The 16,348-nt window shown below is 67.2% G+C and carries 14 protein-coding genes and 1 tRNA gene; 5 read left to right on the top strand and 10 right to left on the bottom strand.

Annotated elements, in window-relative coordinates; all coding sequences use genetic code 11:
• Positions 1 to 1,120: 1,120 nt before the first annotated feature.
• Positions 1,121 to 1,209: transfer RNA gene (locus tag HNR07_RS24295), tRNA-Ser, on the bottom strand.
• 139 nt (positions 1,210 to 1,348) lie between these two features.
• Between HNR07_RS24295 and HNR07_RS24290 the strand changes: the two genes are divergently transcribed.
• Together HNR07_RS24290 and dnaN are read left to right on the top strand one after the other, a co-directional pair.
• Complete coding sequence (locus HNR07_RS24290; protein WP_184372589.1) at positions 1,349 to 1,807, top strand: DUF4442 domain-containing protein; 459 nt, start codon at positions 1,349 to 1,351, stop codon at positions 1,805 to 1,807.
• 183 nt (positions 1,808 to 1,990) lie between these two features.
• Positions 1,991 to 3,133 (top strand): DNA polymerase III subunit beta, encoded by a 1,143-nt coding sequence (gene dnaN / locus HNR07_RS24285; protein ID WP_184366941.1) that lies wholly within the window; start codon positions 1,991 to 1,993, stop codon positions 3,131 to 3,133.
• 212 nt (positions 3,134 to 3,345) lie between these two features.
• Here the strand turns inward: dnaN and HNR07_RS24280 are convergent, their stop codons facing one another.
• From HNR07_RS24280 to HNR07_RS24270, 3 genes are all read right to left on the bottom strand, one after another.
• Positions 3,346 to 4,158, bottom strand: coding sequence for a DUF2786 domain-containing protein (locus tag HNR07_RS24280; RefSeq protein ID WP_184372585.1), 813 nt, complete (start codon positions 4,156 to 4,158; stop codon positions 3,346 to 3,348).
• A gap of 147 nt (positions 4,159 to 4,305) precedes the next feature.
• Positions 4,306 to 4,743, bottom strand: coding sequence for a membrane protein (locus HNR07_RS24275; RefSeq protein ID WP_026117087.1), 438 nt, complete (start codon positions 4,741 to 4,743; stop codon positions 4,306 to 4,308).
• A gap of 293 nt (positions 4,744 to 5,036) precedes the next feature.
• Positions 5,037 to 5,528: an NUDIX hydrolase gene (locus HNR07_RS24270; protein WP_184372582.1), complete on the bottom strand. Its 492-nt coding sequence runs from the start codon at positions 5,526 to 5,528 to the stop codon at positions 5,037 to 5,039.
• A gap of 112 nt (positions 5,529 to 5,640) precedes the next feature.
• Here HNR07_RS24270 and HNR07_RS24265 point away from each other — a divergent pair, with 112 nt between their 5' ends.
• The gene (locus tag HNR07_RS24265; RefSeq protein WP_184366940.1) at positions 5,641 to 6,948 is read left to right on the top strand and encodes a hypothetical protein; all 1,308 of its coding nucleotides are present in this window, start codon (positions 5,641 to 5,643) and stop codon (positions 6,946 to 6,948) included.
• 1 nt (position 6,949) lies between these two features.
• Here HNR07_RS24265 and HNR07_RS24260 read toward each other — a convergent pair whose 3' ends face one another.
• The 4 genes from HNR07_RS24260 to HNR07_RS24245 all read right to left on the bottom strand — a co-directional run bounded on the left by HNR07_RS24260 (position 6,950) and on the right by HNR07_RS24245 (position 10,311).
• A complete protein-coding gene (locus HNR07_RS24260; protein WP_184366939.1) occupies positions 6,950 to 7,516 on the bottom strand; it encodes a hypothetical protein in 567 nt (188 codons plus the stop codon).
• A 322-nt stretch (positions 7,517 to 7,838) separates the two neighbouring features.
• Positions 7,839 to 8,453: a hypothetical protein gene (locus HNR07_RS24255; protein ID WP_184366938.1), complete on the bottom strand. Its 615-nt coding sequence runs from the start codon at positions 8,451 to 8,453 to the stop codon at positions 7,839 to 7,841.
• A 1-nt stretch (position 8,454) separates the two neighbouring features.
• The gene (locus tag HNR07_RS24250) at positions 8,455 to 9,060 is read right to left on the bottom strand and encodes a hypothetical protein (RefSeq protein ID WP_184366937.1); all 606 of its coding nucleotides are present in this window, start codon (positions 9,058 to 9,060) and stop codon (positions 8,455 to 8,457) included.
• Positions 9,061 to 9,177: 117 nt separating this feature from the next.
• The gene (locus HNR07_RS24245) at positions 9,178 to 10,311 is read right to left on the bottom strand and encodes an ISAs1 family transposase (RefSeq protein WP_221318711.1); all 1,134 of its coding nucleotides are present in this window, start codon (positions 10,309 to 10,311) and stop codon (positions 9,178 to 9,180) included.
• Positions 10,312 to 11,015: 704 nt separating this feature from the next.
• Here HNR07_RS24245 and HNR07_RS24240 point away from each other — a divergent pair.
• Together HNR07_RS24240 and HNR07_RS24235 are read left to right on the top strand one after the other, a co-directional pair.
• Entirely contained in the window at positions 11,016 to 11,168 is a 153-nt protein-coding gene (locus tag HNR07_RS24240; RefSeq protein WP_184366936.1) for a hypothetical protein, read from the top strand.
• Between the two features lie 205 nt (positions 11,169 to 11,373).
• Positions 11,374 to 14,274, top strand: coding sequence for an AfsR/SARP family transcriptional regulator (locus tag HNR07_RS24235; RefSeq protein WP_344076766.1), 2,901 nt, complete (start codon positions 11,374 to 11,376; stop codon positions 14,272 to 14,274).
• 37 nt (positions 14,275 to 14,311) lie between these two features.
• Here HNR07_RS24235 and HNR07_RS24230 read toward each other — a convergent pair whose 3' ends face one another.
• Together HNR07_RS24230 and HNR07_RS24225 are read right to left on the bottom strand one after the other, a co-directional pair.
• On the bottom strand, positions 14,312 to 15,115 hold the full coding sequence (locus HNR07_RS24230; protein WP_184366934.1) for an oxygenase MpaB family protein: 804 nt from the start codon (positions 15,113 to 15,115) through the stop codon (positions 14,312 to 14,314).
• An 88-nt stretch (positions 15,116 to 15,203) separates the two neighbouring features.
• Positions 15,204 to 16,292, bottom strand: a complete 1,089-nt coding sequence (locus HNR07_RS24225; RefSeq protein WP_184366933.1) for a DUF4037 domain-containing protein — start codon at positions 16,290 to 16,292, stop codon at positions 15,204 to 15,206.
• Positions 16,293 to 16,348: the final 56 nt, after the last annotated feature.

Raw genomic sequence — 16,348 nt, 5'->3', positions numbered from 1 at the left:
CCCGAATTCGCAAAGGATCCCGCCTCCCGAACACGGGGCCCGTTCCCCGAACCCGGGACCCGTACCGGGCCCTGGAAGCGACCTGTCGACGAAGCGGCCTCGGGCCTGCGCCGCTTGTCTCTGCCCCGGCTGCGACCTCGACGACGTGCGCCACGCCTGCGACCTCCTCGAGTGTCCGTCTTGCGGAAGCTCCCTAAGCGAGCCCACAGCGAACTACACCGCCGTCTGGCCCCCTCGACGAGCTCTACCTTCGCCGCACCCTCCCCAACCCCTTCGCCGATCTCGACCACCCCTGGTGTCGCCGCCGCTTCGAAGCCGACTGAACAGGTCCTAGCCACGGCGCCAGAACTTGGGAAGCCACCAGCAGAGCACGGAACGATCCTCGGGCCATGGGAGGCGGTCAGCCGCCTCCCAGCCCTCTCCGGTCTCCGAGGCACTACGCACTCCTTCCACCGGGACCATCCGCTGAATTGTTCGGCCAGCGGTCCGTTCGGCTCTCCCGTGGGGTGTCCTCAACCCGGGCGGATGCGTGTCCGCTGCTTCCGAAACCCACCCCTTCCCGGTGATCTTGCTACCAGTAGCAAGTTCGGCGCCCTCGACTTTCGCGCTTTCTGGAACTATGGGAACTTATGTCCTTTATCTGCCGCTCTGCCTATTTCGCCGGTATTGATGTATCCGAAGGCGACATGAGCGTTCGACCACTGGCAAACGTGGGCATAGCAGCCCAACTGGCCTGGACGGATGCCGTGTCTAGAGCCTGCGCGCCCCCTGGTCCGTGAGCCCCACGGAGCCAGGGCACTTCATCGAGAGCCACCAGACATAACGGTCATTAGGCAACACAACCTGACAAAACTTCGAAAACCACGAAAGTCGAGGGCGCCGACTTCGCTCCTGGTAGCAAGATCACCGGGAAAAAGGGGCCGGGATACTCGGGGTGCTGACTGTCGGGCCGGAAAACCCAGAGCATGCCTCAGATAGCCTCGCGTGCCCTGACGTCTCGCCCGAGACCACGGAGGCCAGGGCACGAGGGCCCTCCTCAGCACGGGGCGGGGGTTCCTCCGGTAAGCCCTTGAGCATGGCGAAGAGCCGCCTGCCTGTGTGGCAGACGGCCCTCGGACTGCGGAGGGTATGGGATTTGAACCCATGAAGCCCCGTCAAGGACTTGGTGCTTTTCAAGAGCACTGCACTCGGCCGCTATGCGAACCCTCCCTGGGAGAGTGTGACTCTCCGCCAGACATGGTAGCCCACCGCGGGGACGGGTTCGCGGGGATGTTCCGGGTTCTCACATCTGAGCGGCCCGGGGTGGCGCAGGTGGGTTACTCGTGAGTAACCTGGGGGTATGACGAAAATGGACGCCGAGACGGCGGAGATGGTCAAGTCCGGGTTCCTGGCCTCGGTGCCGTTCGCGCGCACGCTGGGCGTGACCTTCACCGACCTGGACCACGGGCGCGCCGTCATGCGGCTGCCCGACAACGCCGACCACCACAACCACGTGGGCGGTCCGCACGCGGGCGCCATGTTCACGCTGGCCGAGTCCGCCTCGGGTGCCATCGTGATCGGCACCTTCGGCGACCAGCTGGAGCGTGCCGTGCCGCTGGCCGTCAACGCCGAGATCCGCTACCTCAAGCTCGCCATGGGCGACGTCACCGCCGAGGCCACCCTGGGCCGTTCGCGTGAGGAGGTCGTCGCCGAGCTGGACGAGGGCAAGCGCCCCGAGTTCCCCGTCGACATCGAGCTGCGCACCGACGACGGCACCGTCACCGGCAAGATGACCGTCCTCTGGACGCTGCGCCCGAACAGGAAGTAGTTCTCCTCCGGGCCCGGTAACCCCCGGTTCCGGCCCTGGTCAGGCACCTCTTCCGCCCGTCTGACCAGGGCCTTCGTGCGTCCGGGGCCTGATCCGGTCAGGCCCTGCCAATTGTCGGTACCGCTGGGTACGTTGACCCAAAGGGAAACAGGTCGAGCGGAAGGCAGTCCAGTGCGACTTCGAGTGGATCGAGACGCGTTCGCGGAGGCGGTCGCATGGACCGCTCGCGCCTTGCCGGCCAGGCACGCCGTCCCTGTTCTCGCTGGGATGCGGATGGAGGTCTCCGAGGACGGGGGCTCCCTGCACCTGTCCGGTTTCGACTACGAGGTCTCCACCCGGGCCTCGGTGGAGGTGCTGTCGGAGGAGCCCGGGGCCCTGCTGGTGCCCGGGCGTCTGCTGGCCGAGATCGTCAACAACCTCCCCTCGGGCACGGTGTACATCGACACCGACGGCCCCAAGGTGCTGATCAGTGCCGGGGCCGCCAAGTTCACCCTGATCACCATGCCGTTGGAGGACTACCCGAGCCTGCCCGGGATGCCGGGGAAGATCGGCTCCGTGCCCGCGGACGCGTTCACCGCCGCGGTGCGCCAGGTGACCCCGGCGGCCAGTCGGGACGACACCCTGCCGATGCTCACCGGCGCCTACCTCGACTTCTCCGGCGACACCCTCAAGGTCGTGGCCACCGACCGCTACCGCATCGCGGTCCGCGAGCTCTGGTGGCGCCCGGAGGACCCCGGGATCGACGTCGCCGCGCTGGTGCCCGCGCGCACCCTGGCCAACACGGTTCGCGGGCTGATCAACCAGAGCAACGTGGACATCGCCCTGTCCACCGTCCCGCTGGGCGAGGGGGTCAGCCTCTCACCGGGCGAGGGCATGATCGGCTTCGAGAACGGCGTGCGCCGGACCACCACCCGGCTGATCGACAGCGACTTCATCAAGTACGCCACCTGGTTTCCCACCGAGTTCTCCGGGCGGGCCGAGGTCGCGGTCTCGCCGTTGGTGGAGGCGATCAAGCGGGTCGCTTTGGTGGCGGACCGAAACACGCCGCTTCGGCTCGCCTTCACGGAGGGTGAAGTGGTGTTGGAGGCCGGTTCCGGGGATGACGCCCAGGCCGTGGAGGCCATCGAGGTGGGCTACCAGGGGGACCCGATTCGGGTGGCCTTCCGCCCCGACTACCTGGTGGACGGGCTGGGCGCGGTGGAGTCCGACACCGCCTACCTGAACTTCACCGAGCCGATCAAGCCCGCGGTGTTCACCGACGTTCCGGCGAAGGAGGGCGAGGAGCCCTCTTTCCGCTACCTCGTCCAACCACTGCGGGTTACTTGACCAGCGGTTTTGCTGCTCTTGGGAAAGTTCTCCACAGGACTGTCCACAGGTTATCCACAGGCTTCTTCCTCAGCCTGTGGATAACCCCGGGTGATCGGCCCTCCCAGAGACCCGAACGCCCTCTCGAATCGGCTCGTATTTCCGCTTTGACATGGGAAAACGGTGTGCCTGTGGAAACTGTGCACAGCCTGTGGATAACTCGCGGTGAAGAGCTATTCGCCCTCGGCCAGAGTGGAGGCCCGTCCGCTGGTCACCGGGGTCTCCAGACCCAGCTCGGCCTGGCGTCCACGGCGGTATCCGGCACGGTATCCGGCGGCGCTGTGGGTGCGCTCGGGGCGGTGTTTGCGCAACTGTGGGAATTGCTTGTGGAACTCTTCGTTCACCCGGTTCACGTCGTCCCGCAGAACCAACTCCGCACCACGTACCGAACCGTTCTGTCCGCTACCCTCAGTGACCCCTGACTCTCCGTCATGGGTGGCCATTTCCTGGAGCCGTGCCCGGAACTCACGAATGCGTTCGGCCACCGCCTGCCCGTAGGCGCGCACGAACGACCGGTAGTAGCGCTTGCGCTCGGTCTCCAGTTCGGACCGCGTGTAGTTGCGCAGTTCCCGGATATCGGAGACGTGCGCCGAACTCATGAACTTGGCCGAGGCCTCCATCTGCATGGAGATCGACGGCATGAGCATCCGCAGTGCCTCCAGGGCGCTGACCGTCCCCACCAGGATGATGGTGCGTTCTGTGTTCTCGGAGTTGTTTCCGCGCACCGCCGACTGGCAGCCGTAGGCGGCGGCGATGTCGGCCAGGGCCTTGACCCGGGCCTTGCCGTGGCCGCCCACACCGGCGACGGTGTAGTCCATGCGGCTGATCGCGTCCGGTTCCTCGCCCCTTTCGGCGCGGGCCTCGGCCTCGGCGATCGCGTGGCGGGTCATCAGCTCGGCGGCCTTGGCGGTGAACGCCTGGCTCTCGGCATCAGTGACCGAGGGGTCCTCCGCCATGCGAAGGAGCCCTCGGACCCGCTCGACCATCTTCTGACGAGCAGCTTCAGTCATCGGCGCCGGTTGTCTCCCGTAGGTGAGGTGTGGTCCATCCGCTCCTTGGCGGAAAACATCGAGCCTAGGCCCTTCTGTTCCCCACCTTCATCACGGTGGCGCAGAACCACCACCCGAAAGCCCCTACTTCTTGTTTCCGGCGACCGCGGCCACGACACCGATGATGACCCACAGGGTCAGGCCCACGCCGAGTCCCGTCCAGAGGCCGCCGAAAATCCCGCTGAAGATCGCGAAGCTGGTGACAACGCTCACGATGTAGCTCACGATAGCGGCGGCCCCGCCGCCGATCATGGCCGGGGCGGCCGCGTAGCGGAACGGGTAGGTGGCCGCCCAGCGGCGGCCGCGGCGGTCGCTCTTCTTGCTGATCACGCCGCCGATTCCGCCGATCAGGGCGAAGAAGAAGATGCCGGTGGTGACCGCGACGGGGACACCGGCCAGGCCGAAGTTGGCCAGGAAGGAGAGCGCACCGGCTACGGTGCCGCCGACCACGGACGGCCCCCACGGCCAGATCATCGCCGCCGAGGCGACGGGAGTGAATGCGTTACCGCGCTCCAGCGTCATGTTCACAGCTCCAGTCGAATCGCGTGGCTCCCGCTCTTCGCAGGGCCGTTCCCTACAGCATGCAGGGCCGGGGCGGCCAGCACATCAGGGCCCGTCCCTGGTTTTACCCCTGAGACGGTGCCCTGGCACCTCACCCGGCGGGCGAAGCCGACACCAATCATCTCAGAGCGGTGCGAGTACTGCCCCTGCCGGTACCAACGATCATCCCGATCCGGAAGTGCCCGTACGACGGGACTCATGAGGGCCCGCACCGTCGGCCCCCTACGGGCCGGGCCTCCACCGCCCGCCGCCGATCACAGCAGATCGCCGCCGACCGTCGCCGAACGCAGGTCGGCCAGCAGGTGCGGCCAGACGGTACGGAAGGCGGGCAGCAGGGGGAGAGCCTCTGCCTCGTCCACCCCGACCCACCTGATCTCCTCGCTCTCGGAATTACCGGGACGGAACGGGGTCAGGGCTGGCACGCGCAGCAGGAAGGTGTCGTAGCGCCACACCGTCAGGTCCTGTTCGTGGCTGCCCAGGACCGTGTAGTCCTCGAGGTCACCGGAGACCTCCTCGCGGAACTCGCGCACGGCGGCCTCCAGCGGGGTCTCGTCCCGGTTGCGGGCCCCGCCGGGGATGCCCCAGGTGTCACCCATGTGCGTCCAGCCCGCGCGGTGCTGGAGCAGTACGTGACCGGATCCGGCCATGTCGGTGGCGTACAACAGCAGCCCGGCGGCACCGTACAGCCCCCACCTCCGGGAGCCGTCGGCCAGCTTCACCCAGCCGTTTCCGTCGCCCTCCTGCATCAAGCCCTCCAACCAGAGCGGTCGCTCGTGTCCGACGATCACACCTTCGTCCGTCCACGACCCGTGGACAAGCGGAAAGCACGGGGATCGTTCCCGCTAATCTCTTGAACCTATGCCCCGCGCGACCTCTTCCACAGCGATTCTGCCCGCTTACACCTTCGTTCTCCTCGGACGTTACTGGGCCCCTCTGCTGTGCGCCTTCAGCGTCGGTTACCTGGTGCACTGGTCGCTCATGCGCGGGCTGGTCCGGGTCGCCGGAGTGCACCAGGCGATCGGCCTGGCCGGGCTGGGGCTGACCCTGCTGGTCACCCTGGCCACCACCATCGTCATGTTCCATCTGGTCAGGCCCAGCCTCCAGCTGGTCGACTCGGAACTGAGCAACGACCCCGTCTCGAAGAGCCGCACCACGATGGCCCAACGGGAGCGGCGCGTGGTGGACGGGGTGGTCCTGGCGATCCTGCCCTTCCTGATCTTCTACAGCGCCTGGGGCCTGATCGGCGAGGAGTTCGAGACCTACAGCGTCGGGTTGCTCAACGACGGCGGCCTCGAATCCTTCGCCGCGCCGCACGAGGTGAACGCGGTGGGCCTGCCGCTGGTGATCGCGCTGGTCGCGTGGCTGATGCGCCGGGTGTGCGAGTTCTTCTACCGGAAGAACAAGAACGGTGTGCTGGGTGTGCTCACCGCGCTGTTCGAGGCCGTGTGGATGTTCATGGTCGTGTTCTCCATCGGTGTGGCGCTCAACCGCCTGGAGGCGTGGGCGAAGGGACGAGTGGTCTGGGCGCAGCTCCAGGAGGCGCTCAGCCTCTCGTTCGACTGGGCGGGCGGCCTCGTCGGCCTCACTGACGTCGACGTGTACGTGGCGCTGCTCGCGGCGTTGGCGTCCCTGTGGGCCGCGGTCAAGTCGGGCCTGCTGGCCCCGCTGTTGTGGCTGACCATCGCGGCGGTCGTCTACCGCGCCGAGATCGACGAGGACGCGGTGCTGTTCGAGCGGCGCCGCAGGTCCCAGCTCGGCCAGGCGCTCAGCAGGTTCAGCCGGTTCAGCCGCGGCTTCGGCCGGGCGGGCGGACAGGACCTGATGGACAAGTACACGCCGTTCCTGAACGCCTTCCGGTTCGTCCTCACGGTCGGACCGGTGTTCTACCTGACCTTCGCCTTCTACTACGTGCTCGTCGAGGTCGGGTTCAGTCAGCTGCACCGGCTGGTGTTCGTGATCGGTGGCCCGGGGGACTTCCTGGCTGACTGGTGGCTGTGGCTGGGGCCGATCGACTTCCTCGTGGGGGCCGCGCGAGAGCTGGTGCGCGTCTGCCTGCTCGCAGCGGCGTTCGAGATCGCACTGCGCAAGGTCGACGAGGGGTCGAGCGGGAGGCGGGAGCGCACGGCCGTCACACACGTGTTCAGCCGCTCGGCGCGCCGCCGCTGAGTCAGTCCCCCGCGCCCAACTCCTCGGCGGAGAACAGCAGCGCGGCGGGCCGGGGCGCGTCCGCTTCGGCCTCGGTGGCGACACGCACCTCGTAACGGAGTTCCTCCACCACGTCGGCGGGGACCGCGAACGTCACGATCAGCAGCTGGTCCTTCCCCGGGGGAATCGGTTCGAAGTCGGCATCCCTGCAACCAAACGAGATGTCCCCGGGGTCGAGGTCTGCGGTGTCCCGGAACGAGAACTCGGTGGTGGGCTCCCAGAAGCGCCCCTGCTCGTCCACCGCGCGGAACTGACACAGGTTCTCCAGCAACCCGCTCGCCCGGTCGTCACCGGGAATGACGTGGAAGCCGACGTCGACCGCGGCCGTCCCCGCCAGGTCGGACTCGTCTCCGAAGACGTTCGGGCTGTACCCGGTCACGTACCACTCGCTTCCGGCGAGTTCGACGGTCTCGCCCGCCGCGACCGGCTGCGGCTCGGGGTGGAACCACCTCCGGTCGGTTTCGCGTGAGGCCTCGGCCCAGTACGGTACGCCGAGCGCGAGGGGCAGCAGGACCAGCAGGGACGCCACGTAGGGGAGTTTGAGCTCCTTCCACAGGGGGCGCGCGTGCTGGGGTCCGCCCGTGCCGCGGGCGGGTTGCGGCCCGAGCGGTGGTGGCGGTGGTTGCGCTCCGAGCGACGGTCGCGGGACTGGCGGGCCCGGCCGCTGTCCGGGCCCCGGCCCCTGCCCGGGCTGCTGAACCGGCCACTGCACGGGCTGCGACCTCTGTCCGGGCTGCTGAACCGGCCACTGAACGTGTTGCGGGAGCGGACCGGGACCGGAGGGCGGGCTCGGTCGCCCCGGGCCCGGGGGAGGTTGGCCCCATGGGGGGCGGTGCCGGGGGTCGCGGGGGTCAGGAGGGTGCATCGGTGCTCTCCCCCATTCGGGTCTCGGGTTCGGTCAGCTCGACCTCACCGAGTTCACCTTCCAGGTCCTTGGCGTCGATCCCGAGGTCCACGGCGGCCTGGGCGGCCAGCCGCGACCCGGTCCCGTTCGTGTTGGTGAACACCATCGTCGGGGAGTCCAGCCGGTCCTCGGGGACCTCGAAGACGAAGGCGCCGTGCGTGGGCAGAGCGGTGGGGAACCCCTCGGACCCGCGCAACGAGCTCTGGAACCAGCTCGCCGTCGAGTAGGTCGTGCCGTCGGCCGTCTCCAACACGACCCGGGTGGAGCGGATGGGGGAGTGCGTCGCGGTGACGCGCGTCCACACGACGACCCACACCCCGTTGGCCCCGACCGGTTCCGGTTCGATACGGGCGGTGTCGATGACGGTGTCGGCCAACTGCACGTCGGTCACCTCGATGGTGAAGTCGTCCGTGGCCACCACCTCGCCGAGCTCTCCGGACGTGGTGATGGGGCCGACGATGTCGTGGTCGGCGACCTGGAACCGTTGGAGGGCCAGTGTCGCCACGACCAGGACCAGGCACAGCACGAACCGGAGCGGGGTGCTGCGGGCGTGAGAGGGCACGTCAGCCCTCTTCCAGGGGCAGCAGGACGGAGCCGACCACCGTGTCGCCTCGGACCCACAGGGGCTCGGTGCCGCCGCTGCCCGGGACCTTCTCCGCCTTGTGCACCGTGAGGAGTACCTCCGACGCGCCGTCGAGGTCGCCGGGGTTCTCCACGGTCCAGGCCAGGACGGCCTCCTCGGGCATGTGCGGCTGGAGGTCGATGGCATCGCGGGAGGGGTGCCGGAGGAAACGGAGCGAGGGCGACTCCAGCTCGGCGCCGCCGGGCTGGAGGGCCAGTCGGGAGGTGGTCCCGATGTCGGGGAAGGGGATCGGCTCGGAGTCGCCGTTCTCGATGTCGACCCTGACCTGGACCTCGGTGGCGAATTCCGCCTCGACCACCGCGGCCCCGATCGGGGTGATCTTGTAGCGCCCGCTGTCCAGTTCCGTCTCCGGCGGCAGGGACCCGGTCCGCGCGTCCGCGGGTTCGAGCCCGCCGAGCAGGGTGACACCGAGGAGGGCCACCGCAGCCACCGCGGCGGTGCACGACACGAGTGCGAAGCGTGCGTACGGGTCCTGGGGGAACCAGGACCGGCTGGGTGCCTCTTCGGGGAGCGCATGGTGGACCACGAGGGGAGAGTCTAGAGGTGAAGCGGGTCGATACCCCTGGAATCACCCCGTATCGCCGAAGGTGGCCGAAAGAGGACAGTGAGATCAGGGCGGGTCCAGGGCAGGGCTCCGGCAAAGTCAGGTCTGTAGGAGTCTGAGTGGGCGAGCCTCGTCGCGGATCATGTGACGGTTGGCCTGGGCGATGTTGTCGAACCCGGCTGCTCGCAGCAGTCCGATCGCGGTGTTGCGCAGGGTCGCCATGACCTGGGGAGCGCTGCCCGTGCGCACTTGGGAGCGGTCCTCGTCGTAGGTCACATCCCGCACGTGATGGAGCTTGTTCTCGATCCCCCAGTGCTGGCGCACCCACCCGGACAGCACCAACGCAGGAGCAACGCGGTGGTCGGCCGAGGTGATCAGGTAGACGACCTCCACGCTCTTGCGTTTGGGTGAGCCCTTGGACTTCTTGCGCCAGGTGGTGCGGCGTAGCTGGGCGATCTGAGCGGCGCCTTCGAAGGTGACCCATGCCGGGACCTGGGCGGTCTTGATGGTGCGGGTCTCTTTGCGCCCGTGCCCGGTATCGCGTGTGGTGTGTACGGGCACGTGCTTCCACGGCACCTTCTTGAGCTGGGCGTACAGGTTTTTGTTGTTGGCCTTGACTGTGAAGACGTAGTGGGCGCCCCCGGTCCGGATGGTGGTAGCGGTGTCGGTCTGGGTGTGCATCGCGTCAAGGGTGACGACCGCTCCGTCGATGTCCAGGAGGCCGAGCAGGTCCCGCACGGCGGGAATCTCGTTGCTTTTGGCGTCCACCGCGACCTGGCCCAGGGTGGTGGTGCCGCACAAGGCGGCGACCAGGTGCGGTGCCCGTTCGGTTCCGGTACGGGCACCGCGCAGGGTCTTGCCGTCCAAGGAGATGACCCGCAGCCCGTTGACCACCATCAGGCGGGTGGCGGCCCAAGCGCCCAGCACCTGATCGAGCAGGTCGGCGTCCAAGCGGGCGAAGGTGCGGCGAAAGGTCGCCTCGTCGGCGGCTCCCCGGAGCATGCCCAGGGCGGTGAGGGTGTGGGTGGTGGTCTCGGCGGCCCACTGGCCGATCGCGGTGAACCCTTTGGCTCCGGCCAGGGTCGCGCAGACGGCCACGGCGATCAGCGCGGCCAGGGTGTGGCGTCGTCCGCGGGGTTTGCGTGGGTCGGGCACACCTTGAAGGACCTGGATCAGGTGATCCTGGCGGGAGACGGGCTCGACGATGAGCTCGCCGGGGTGAGACGATGACATTCGCGGGCGTGTTCCTCGGTTGGGCGAAAGCGTGAAGAACTTCCATCCAACCGGGTCGGACACGCCCGCTTCTGCTTGTTCGCCCTACGAAGACGCAGGTCACATCCCTACAACCCGACTTTGCCGGAGCCCTGGGGTCCAGGGGAGGTCCTTGGCGGCCAACGCGCCCTCCTGGCATCCGGCGGCCATGTCTTCGAGGCGACGGCGGCCTGAGGGTTCGTTCTGGCCCAGAGGGGTAGGTGGGGCAACTGTGCCGCCGTGGATTCACCGATTCTCGAAAACTCGCGACTTCCCCTTCCGGGGTTTCTTCTCCGAGGGGCGAAAACCCGAAGAAGTGTGCTCGACTGACTACTCGAAGTGTTGGTCGACTCGTGGGAAAGCTCCCAGGGCTCAAAAAGCGAACAACGGGTAGCTACCGTGTGACCTTGGGTTTTCCGCTTCCGTTGAAAGCCGGTTGAAAGCGCGGCACAAGAAGATCTCTCTAGTGTGAAGCACGTTCGCCGGATCGGTAGCTGCGTGAGGACGGCTCGCGGCTCCCAGCAGGGTTCGGTGCCTGTCGGACACATGCCATCCGTGGTGTACTCATGGCGGAAGCACCGCGGATGGCCGTTCCGCCGGAAGGCGGTGAGTCCCCCATGATGCTTCGTAGACGACGTAGGGCTACATTGCGGCTCTACACGAGTGCTGTGCGTAAAGGAGTTCGAGTGCCGAAGATGCTGACCGTGGACGAGCAGTTCGAGGCGATCGTCGCCGACGTGGCGCCGGTGGCGAAGCTGGACCCCTACCAGGAGCCGGCCCCCAAGGAGAGCGTCCCGGCTGAGCAGGACGACAAGCCGGAAGAGAAGGAAGAGAAGTAGGACTTCTCATCTCGGGGCCGAAGCTCCGAGTGCCGATTTAGAGGGGGGCACTCGGCGCTGTCGGCCCCTTCGGTATTCCCATTTACAGGGGTGGGCCTTGCTAGGGTTGCTCCTTGTGGATTTCGGCGTGCTTGGCCCCATTGCCGCGTGGTCCGAAGGACGGCCCCTCCCGGTCGGTGGACCACGCCAACGTTGTGTGCTGGGCGTGCTCCTGGTGCACGCCGGGCGAGAGGTCACCTTCGACCAGCTGATCGGCTACCTGTGGAGCGATGACCCGCCGCGAACCGCCCGGTCGGTTATTCAGGTGCAGATCTCCCACCTGCGCAGAGCGTTCCCTGGAATGATCAGCACCACCTCCGGCGGGTATCTGGCTGATGTCACCCCCGAGCGCGTTGACCTACATCGATTTCGCAGACTGCGTGAAGAGGCGGATCCCAAGGACCCGGAGATCGCCTTTTCCCGGCTCTCCGAGGCGCTTGAGTGCTGGCGCGGGGTTCCGTTCTCCGGAGTCGGTTCTGAGCACCTCTACTACTCGGTGGTGTCCCCGCTGCTGGAGGAGCGCTGGTCCGCTGTGGCTGAGTGGGCCGCCTGCGCGCTCTCCCTCGGCCGGGCGGCGGAGGTGGTCTCCTACCTGACACCGATCGCTCGTGAGGAACCGCTCCGGGAGCGGTTGCACCACCTCTTCATCACAGCGCTCTGGCATGTCGGGGAACGCGCCGCTGCGCTTTCCGCCTACGAGGAGATTCGTTCCCGGCTGGCGGAGGAACTCGGGGTAGACCCCGACCCGGACCTCACGGCGTTGCACACGCAGATCCTCAGAGCGGACACCTCGGAGCTGACGCCGCCCAAGGGCATGAACGCCCCCTTCCCTGACCGGAAGGACGTATTCGTTGTCCGTAACGATCTTCCGCGTGACATCCCGGACTTCGCTGGGCGTCGGGAGACCCTGGAACACCTCGTCGGCGTCGGTACCTCGAAGGATGAACGGGCCAAGGTCTGTGTCATCTCAGGCAGCGGTGGTTCCGGCAAGACCACGCTCGCTGTGCGCGCGGGACACGAACTGGTCTCCCACTTCCCAGATGGTCAGCTCTTCATCGACCTCTACGGTTACACAGCTGAGAAGAAGCCTCTTGATGAAAGGGCTGCCCTCGGGGCACTGTTGCGTGCGGTGGGAGTGTCCTCCGACAATCTTCCCGACTCGGTGGACGAGCGTTCGGCGCTGTGGCGGGCGACTCTTCGGGGCAAGCGCCTGCTCGTGGTTCTGGACAACGCTGTCAGCTACGCGCAGGTGAACCCCATCCTGCCGTCAGCGGAGGGCACACTCACCCTCATCACGACTCGGAACGATCTCGCTGGCCTCAGTGGTACTGACTACATTTCCCTGAGCATGTTGGCTGAGGAGTCCGCGCTCGAGCTGCTGGCCAAGGTGTTGGGTGAGGAGAGAGTCGTTCGGGAGCGGGAGCGCGCCCTCCGGGTGGTCCGGATCTGCGGCGGGCTCCCTCTGGCTCTTCGTGTAGTGGCTGGGAGAATGCTCAGCCGGCCGAAGTGGTCCTTTGGCCACGTCGAACGCCGGCTGAGTGAGCAGAGCAGGCGTTTTCGTGAGCTCCAGGTGGACGGGCAGAACGTCGAGGCCGCGATCGACCTCTCCTACCAGAGCCTCAACCAGGACCAGCGGCGTGCTTTTCTGCTCCTAGGTGACATGATCGGGAACACGGTTGATCTGCACGGTGCTTCGGCGCTTCTGGACGTGGAACCCGAAGAAGCGGACGATCTTCTCCAGGGACTTGTCGGAGTCTGCCTTCTGGAGGAACCAGAGGGTGACGTCTACCGCCTCCATGACCTGATAGGTGACTTCTCTCGCTACCGTGGATGGAAGGACCTGGATCCGGGAGAGTCTGATGAGGCCAGGTGGAGACTGGCCAACCACTACATGGTGGTCGCCCAACGTGCCGCTGACCTGTTGGGTCCACGTGCGCACGGGAATTCCGATCACATCAGTGGATCGCGTTACACGACCGAGTTGCTTGATCGATCCGAGGCCGAAGCCTGGTTTGACATCCATCAGGACAACGTTGCCGATGTCATCGACTTCTTCAGCGCGGGAGATAGCGAGGAAGAGGTCTGGCGCATGGCAGACGCGGTGTGGCGATTCTATGCGCAAAGCGGAAAGATGGGTCTCCTGCTGACCTCGCAGGAGAAGGCGCTGCGCGCCAGTGAGAAGCAGGGAAGCCAACGTGGGCGCGCGGTCACGCTGATTGGTATGGGTATCGCCCAATGCCTTTCGGGAAGGTTCGAAAGCGCACTCTCCCTGCTGGTCGAAGCAAAGGATCTTCTCACTGATCTGGGCGATGAGAGCGGGATGATCCGAGCTCTGGCCAACCTGGGAATCGTCTACGAACGCATGGGCCGATTCCGAGAGTGCGTTGAGTGCATCGAAGGCGTCCTGGACTATGCGGTATCCCAGGGAGACAAACAGCTTGAGGCGATGCAGCGGGGAAACCTGTCCGTCCTTTATCTGACTCAAGGAAAGCCCCGCGAGGCCCTCGAGATGAGCGAGCTGCTATTGGCCATGGAGCCGGACGATCGGCTTGATGCCAGTCGGATCCAAGCTATGCGGGTCTCTGGTGAAGCGAGGACGGCTCTAGGTGATTTCGAAGGCGCATACAAGGATTTGCATAAAGCTGTCGAGATGGCTAAGGGCAAGAGCATGAAGGAGATCTACGCCCAAAACTCCCTCGGAGTCGCTTACCGGGCGGGTGGGAGGTTCTCCGAAGCCATCACGGAACACCAGACGGCCTTGGACCTTGCTGGCAAGAGCGGTAATCGAAGTGGTGACGCCGAAATCTTGACGGACCTGGGGATCACTTACTCCGCTGCCTCTCGCTATGAAGAGGCCCTCGAGACTCTGGAGAAGGCCCTGGTGACCGCGACCGAGCGGGAGGAGCGGTACATGGTCGCCCGGGCATCGCTCGCGCTGGGGAAGCTTCCGGAACCGATCGTTACCGCTGACCGGGTCCGGGATCTGCTTAACGACGCACTTCGGATCTTCGATGAGCTCGGACTACCCGAGGCGGACCAGGCGCGGGAAGCGCTGAAGAACCTCTAGGCCCTCGATCCCCCGCGGCCCGGTTCCACGGCCCGGTTCAGCCGGTGACCTTCGTCGCTCTGCTCGGCTTCCAGCCGCCGTTCTTGCGCAGCGAGCGCATGTACATCGCGGTGGGAAGCCCCCGAACCCCCTTCGGCAGGCGCGGATAGACGGCCCGGGTGATTCGCATCAGCCGATCGAACCGGCGCTGGTGCGCTTCCGACCAAGGGATTCCGAACGCCTCCCGCAGCTCCGGATCCAGCAGCCCTCCGGTGAGGAAGCGCTGGGTCAGGGTCAGCGGCCACAGCAGTCGGTTCTTCGGGCGGAAGAGGCCCCGGGCCAGGCGCCTAGCCTCGTCTCCGACCTCCAGACGCGCGTAGGCGCGCTCCCAGTAGTCCGCGAACTCCTCCGGGTTTCGCGGCCACTTTTCCGGGGGTAGGCCGAGAGCCGTGGCGTACACCGCGGCCTCGCCCAGGAACTCGGTATGCTCCTGTTCGGTCAGTTCGGTGACGGTCAGCTCGTACAGGCGCACCGCCGACCGGTACAGGGTCGCGGCCACCCACAGCAGGAGCTCGGGGTCGAGGGCGTCGTAACCGGGTCCGCGCACCTTGCGGTGCATGGCGCGCACGATCGCGTGCACGCGATCGCGTTCCTCCGGGGTGCCCTGGGCGGTCGCGTAGATGAAGTACAGCGTGCCGCGTAGGCGGTCCAGGGGGCGGGCGGCGAAGTCGCTGTGTTCAGCCACGCCCCGGGCGACGCTGGGGTGGGCGATCTGGAGCAGGACCGCGTAACCGGCCCCGGCGAGGAGGCTGGCCTCGGAGTTGAGCCGTCGCAGGACGGATTGGTCGGACGATCGGGCCATGTCTGGATCGTATGACAGCGCCCGTGGCCGCCGCCCGTGACGCGCCCACCCGGGTTTGCGGTGTTTCCTCCTGTTCTCTTCCCGGCCCCTATCCGGGCCGCAGTCGGTCCACCGCCGAGGACACCTTCCGGGCCAGGGTGACGTTCTCCAGCGCGTCGGTGCCGTCCAGGTACTGGTCGACGGCTCCCACCGGCGGCCTGCCGACGAGTTCGGGGTCCTCGACCCTCGCCAGGAGCGCCTCGGTGAACCGTCCTGCGTCCAGCACCGGGTAGGGACGCGAGTGGAAGGGCCGTGGTTCGGGGGTGAGGGCTTCGGCCAGCCCGGTCCGGTTCTGCCACTGCGCGACGAGACGGTAGGCCTCGGCTAGCTCCCGCTGGGGGTCGGACGACACGAGAGCCCGGCGCAGCACCGGGGCCACCCCGGCCGCCTCTGGCAGTCGGGCGAAGGCCGACCCCAGCCACTTGGAGTAGGGCGGGTAGTGGCGGGCCAGCAGCAGGCACAGCCGCATCAGGTCGCGGACCAGCCGGGCGGTGACCACCCGCTCTCCCAGGTCGTCGCCGACCTCCGTGCAGCGGCCCGCGAAAGCCTCCTCCTGGGCGATCCGCTGCCACTGGCAGGCCAGTACGTACCGCCAGACGTCGCTCGGATACCAGGCCAGGGCCTCGCGCGCGCCGATGAGTTCTCCGGTGCCGTCGCTGAACACCGCCCCGCCGACAAACCCGGCCAGCCGTTGGGTCGGTGTGGCCAGCCAGTCGGCGGTGGTCACCCCGGCGCGCGGGTCGAACCCCAGCCACTCGACGAACCAGTCCCCGAAGTGGACGACCTCCACGAGGTGGCGCCCCTCCGGCGCGTCGGTGAGCCGCCAGACCCCGGGGTCGCCGGGGGCGGGCGTGTACCGGGTGGGCCAACCGCGCAGCCGCCGGGGCAGGGCCGCGGCGATTCTCCCGCGAAGCCGTTCGAGGGCCTCGGGCTCGAAACCCTCGGGAAGGAACAGCTGGAGCCGCGGTCCCCAGTCGTGGTCGGTGGAGCGCTCGGTGTCCAACCCGAGTACCTCCGAACCCGCACCCACCCGTGCCGCCGCGTGCGGTGTCCCGGCCAGCAGCGGGGCGACGCACTCTTCGTAGAGGACGCGGGACAGCTCCACACCGGGCAGGAACGGGGGGCGTTCGTCGGGCATCAGCGCTCTCCGCACTCGAATCTCCGGTCGCGGCTCTCCGGCCCCGCGGCCGTGGC

This window comes from Nocardiopsis metallicus (assembly GCF_014201115.1).
GTDB classification, from domain to species: Bacteria; Actinomycetota; Actinomycetes; order Streptosporangiales; family Streptosporangiaceae; genus Nocardiopsis; species Nocardiopsis metallicus.
The sequence above is the reverse complement of the archived record's forward strand: the minus strand, read 5'-3'. Positions and strand labels throughout refer to the sequence as shown.

What these genes read in the sequence shown, in the direction of transcription:
- HNR07_RS24290 (WP_184372589.1), top strand. Translation starts at nt 1,349, where the DNA reads ATGGACGCCGAGACGGCGGAGATGGTCAAGTCCGGGTTCCTGGCCTCG.
- HNR07_RS24280 (WP_184372585.1), bottom strand. Translation starts at nt 4,158, where the DNA reads ATGGTCGAGCGGGTCCGAGGGCTCCTTCGCATGGCGGAGGACCCCTCG.
- HNR07_RS24275 (WP_026117087.1), bottom strand. Translation starts at nt 4,743, where the DNA reads ATGACGCTGGAGCGCGGTAACGCATTCACTCCCGTCGCCTCGGCGGCG.
- HNR07_RS24270 (WP_184372582.1), bottom strand. Translation starts at nt 5,528, where the DNA reads ATGCAGGAGGGCGACGGAAACGGCTGGGTGAAGCTGGCCGACGGCTCC.
- HNR07_RS24265 (WP_184366940.1), top strand. Translation starts at nt 5,641, where the DNA reads ATGCCCCGCGCGACCTCTTCCACAGCGATTCTGCCCGCTTACACCTTC.
- HNR07_RS24245 (WP_221318711.1), bottom strand. Translation starts at nt 10,311, where the DNA reads ATGTCATCGTCTCACCCCGGCGAGCTCATCGTCGAGCCCGTCTCCCGC.
- HNR07_RS24230 (WP_184366934.1), bottom strand. Translation starts at nt 15,115, where the DNA reads ATGGCCCGATCGTCCGACCAATCCGTCCTGCGACGGCTCAACTCCGAG.
- HNR07_RS24225 (WP_184366933.1), bottom strand. Translation starts at nt 16,292, where the DNA reads ATGCCCGACGAACGCCCCCCGTTCCTGCCCGGTGTGGAGCTGTCCCGC.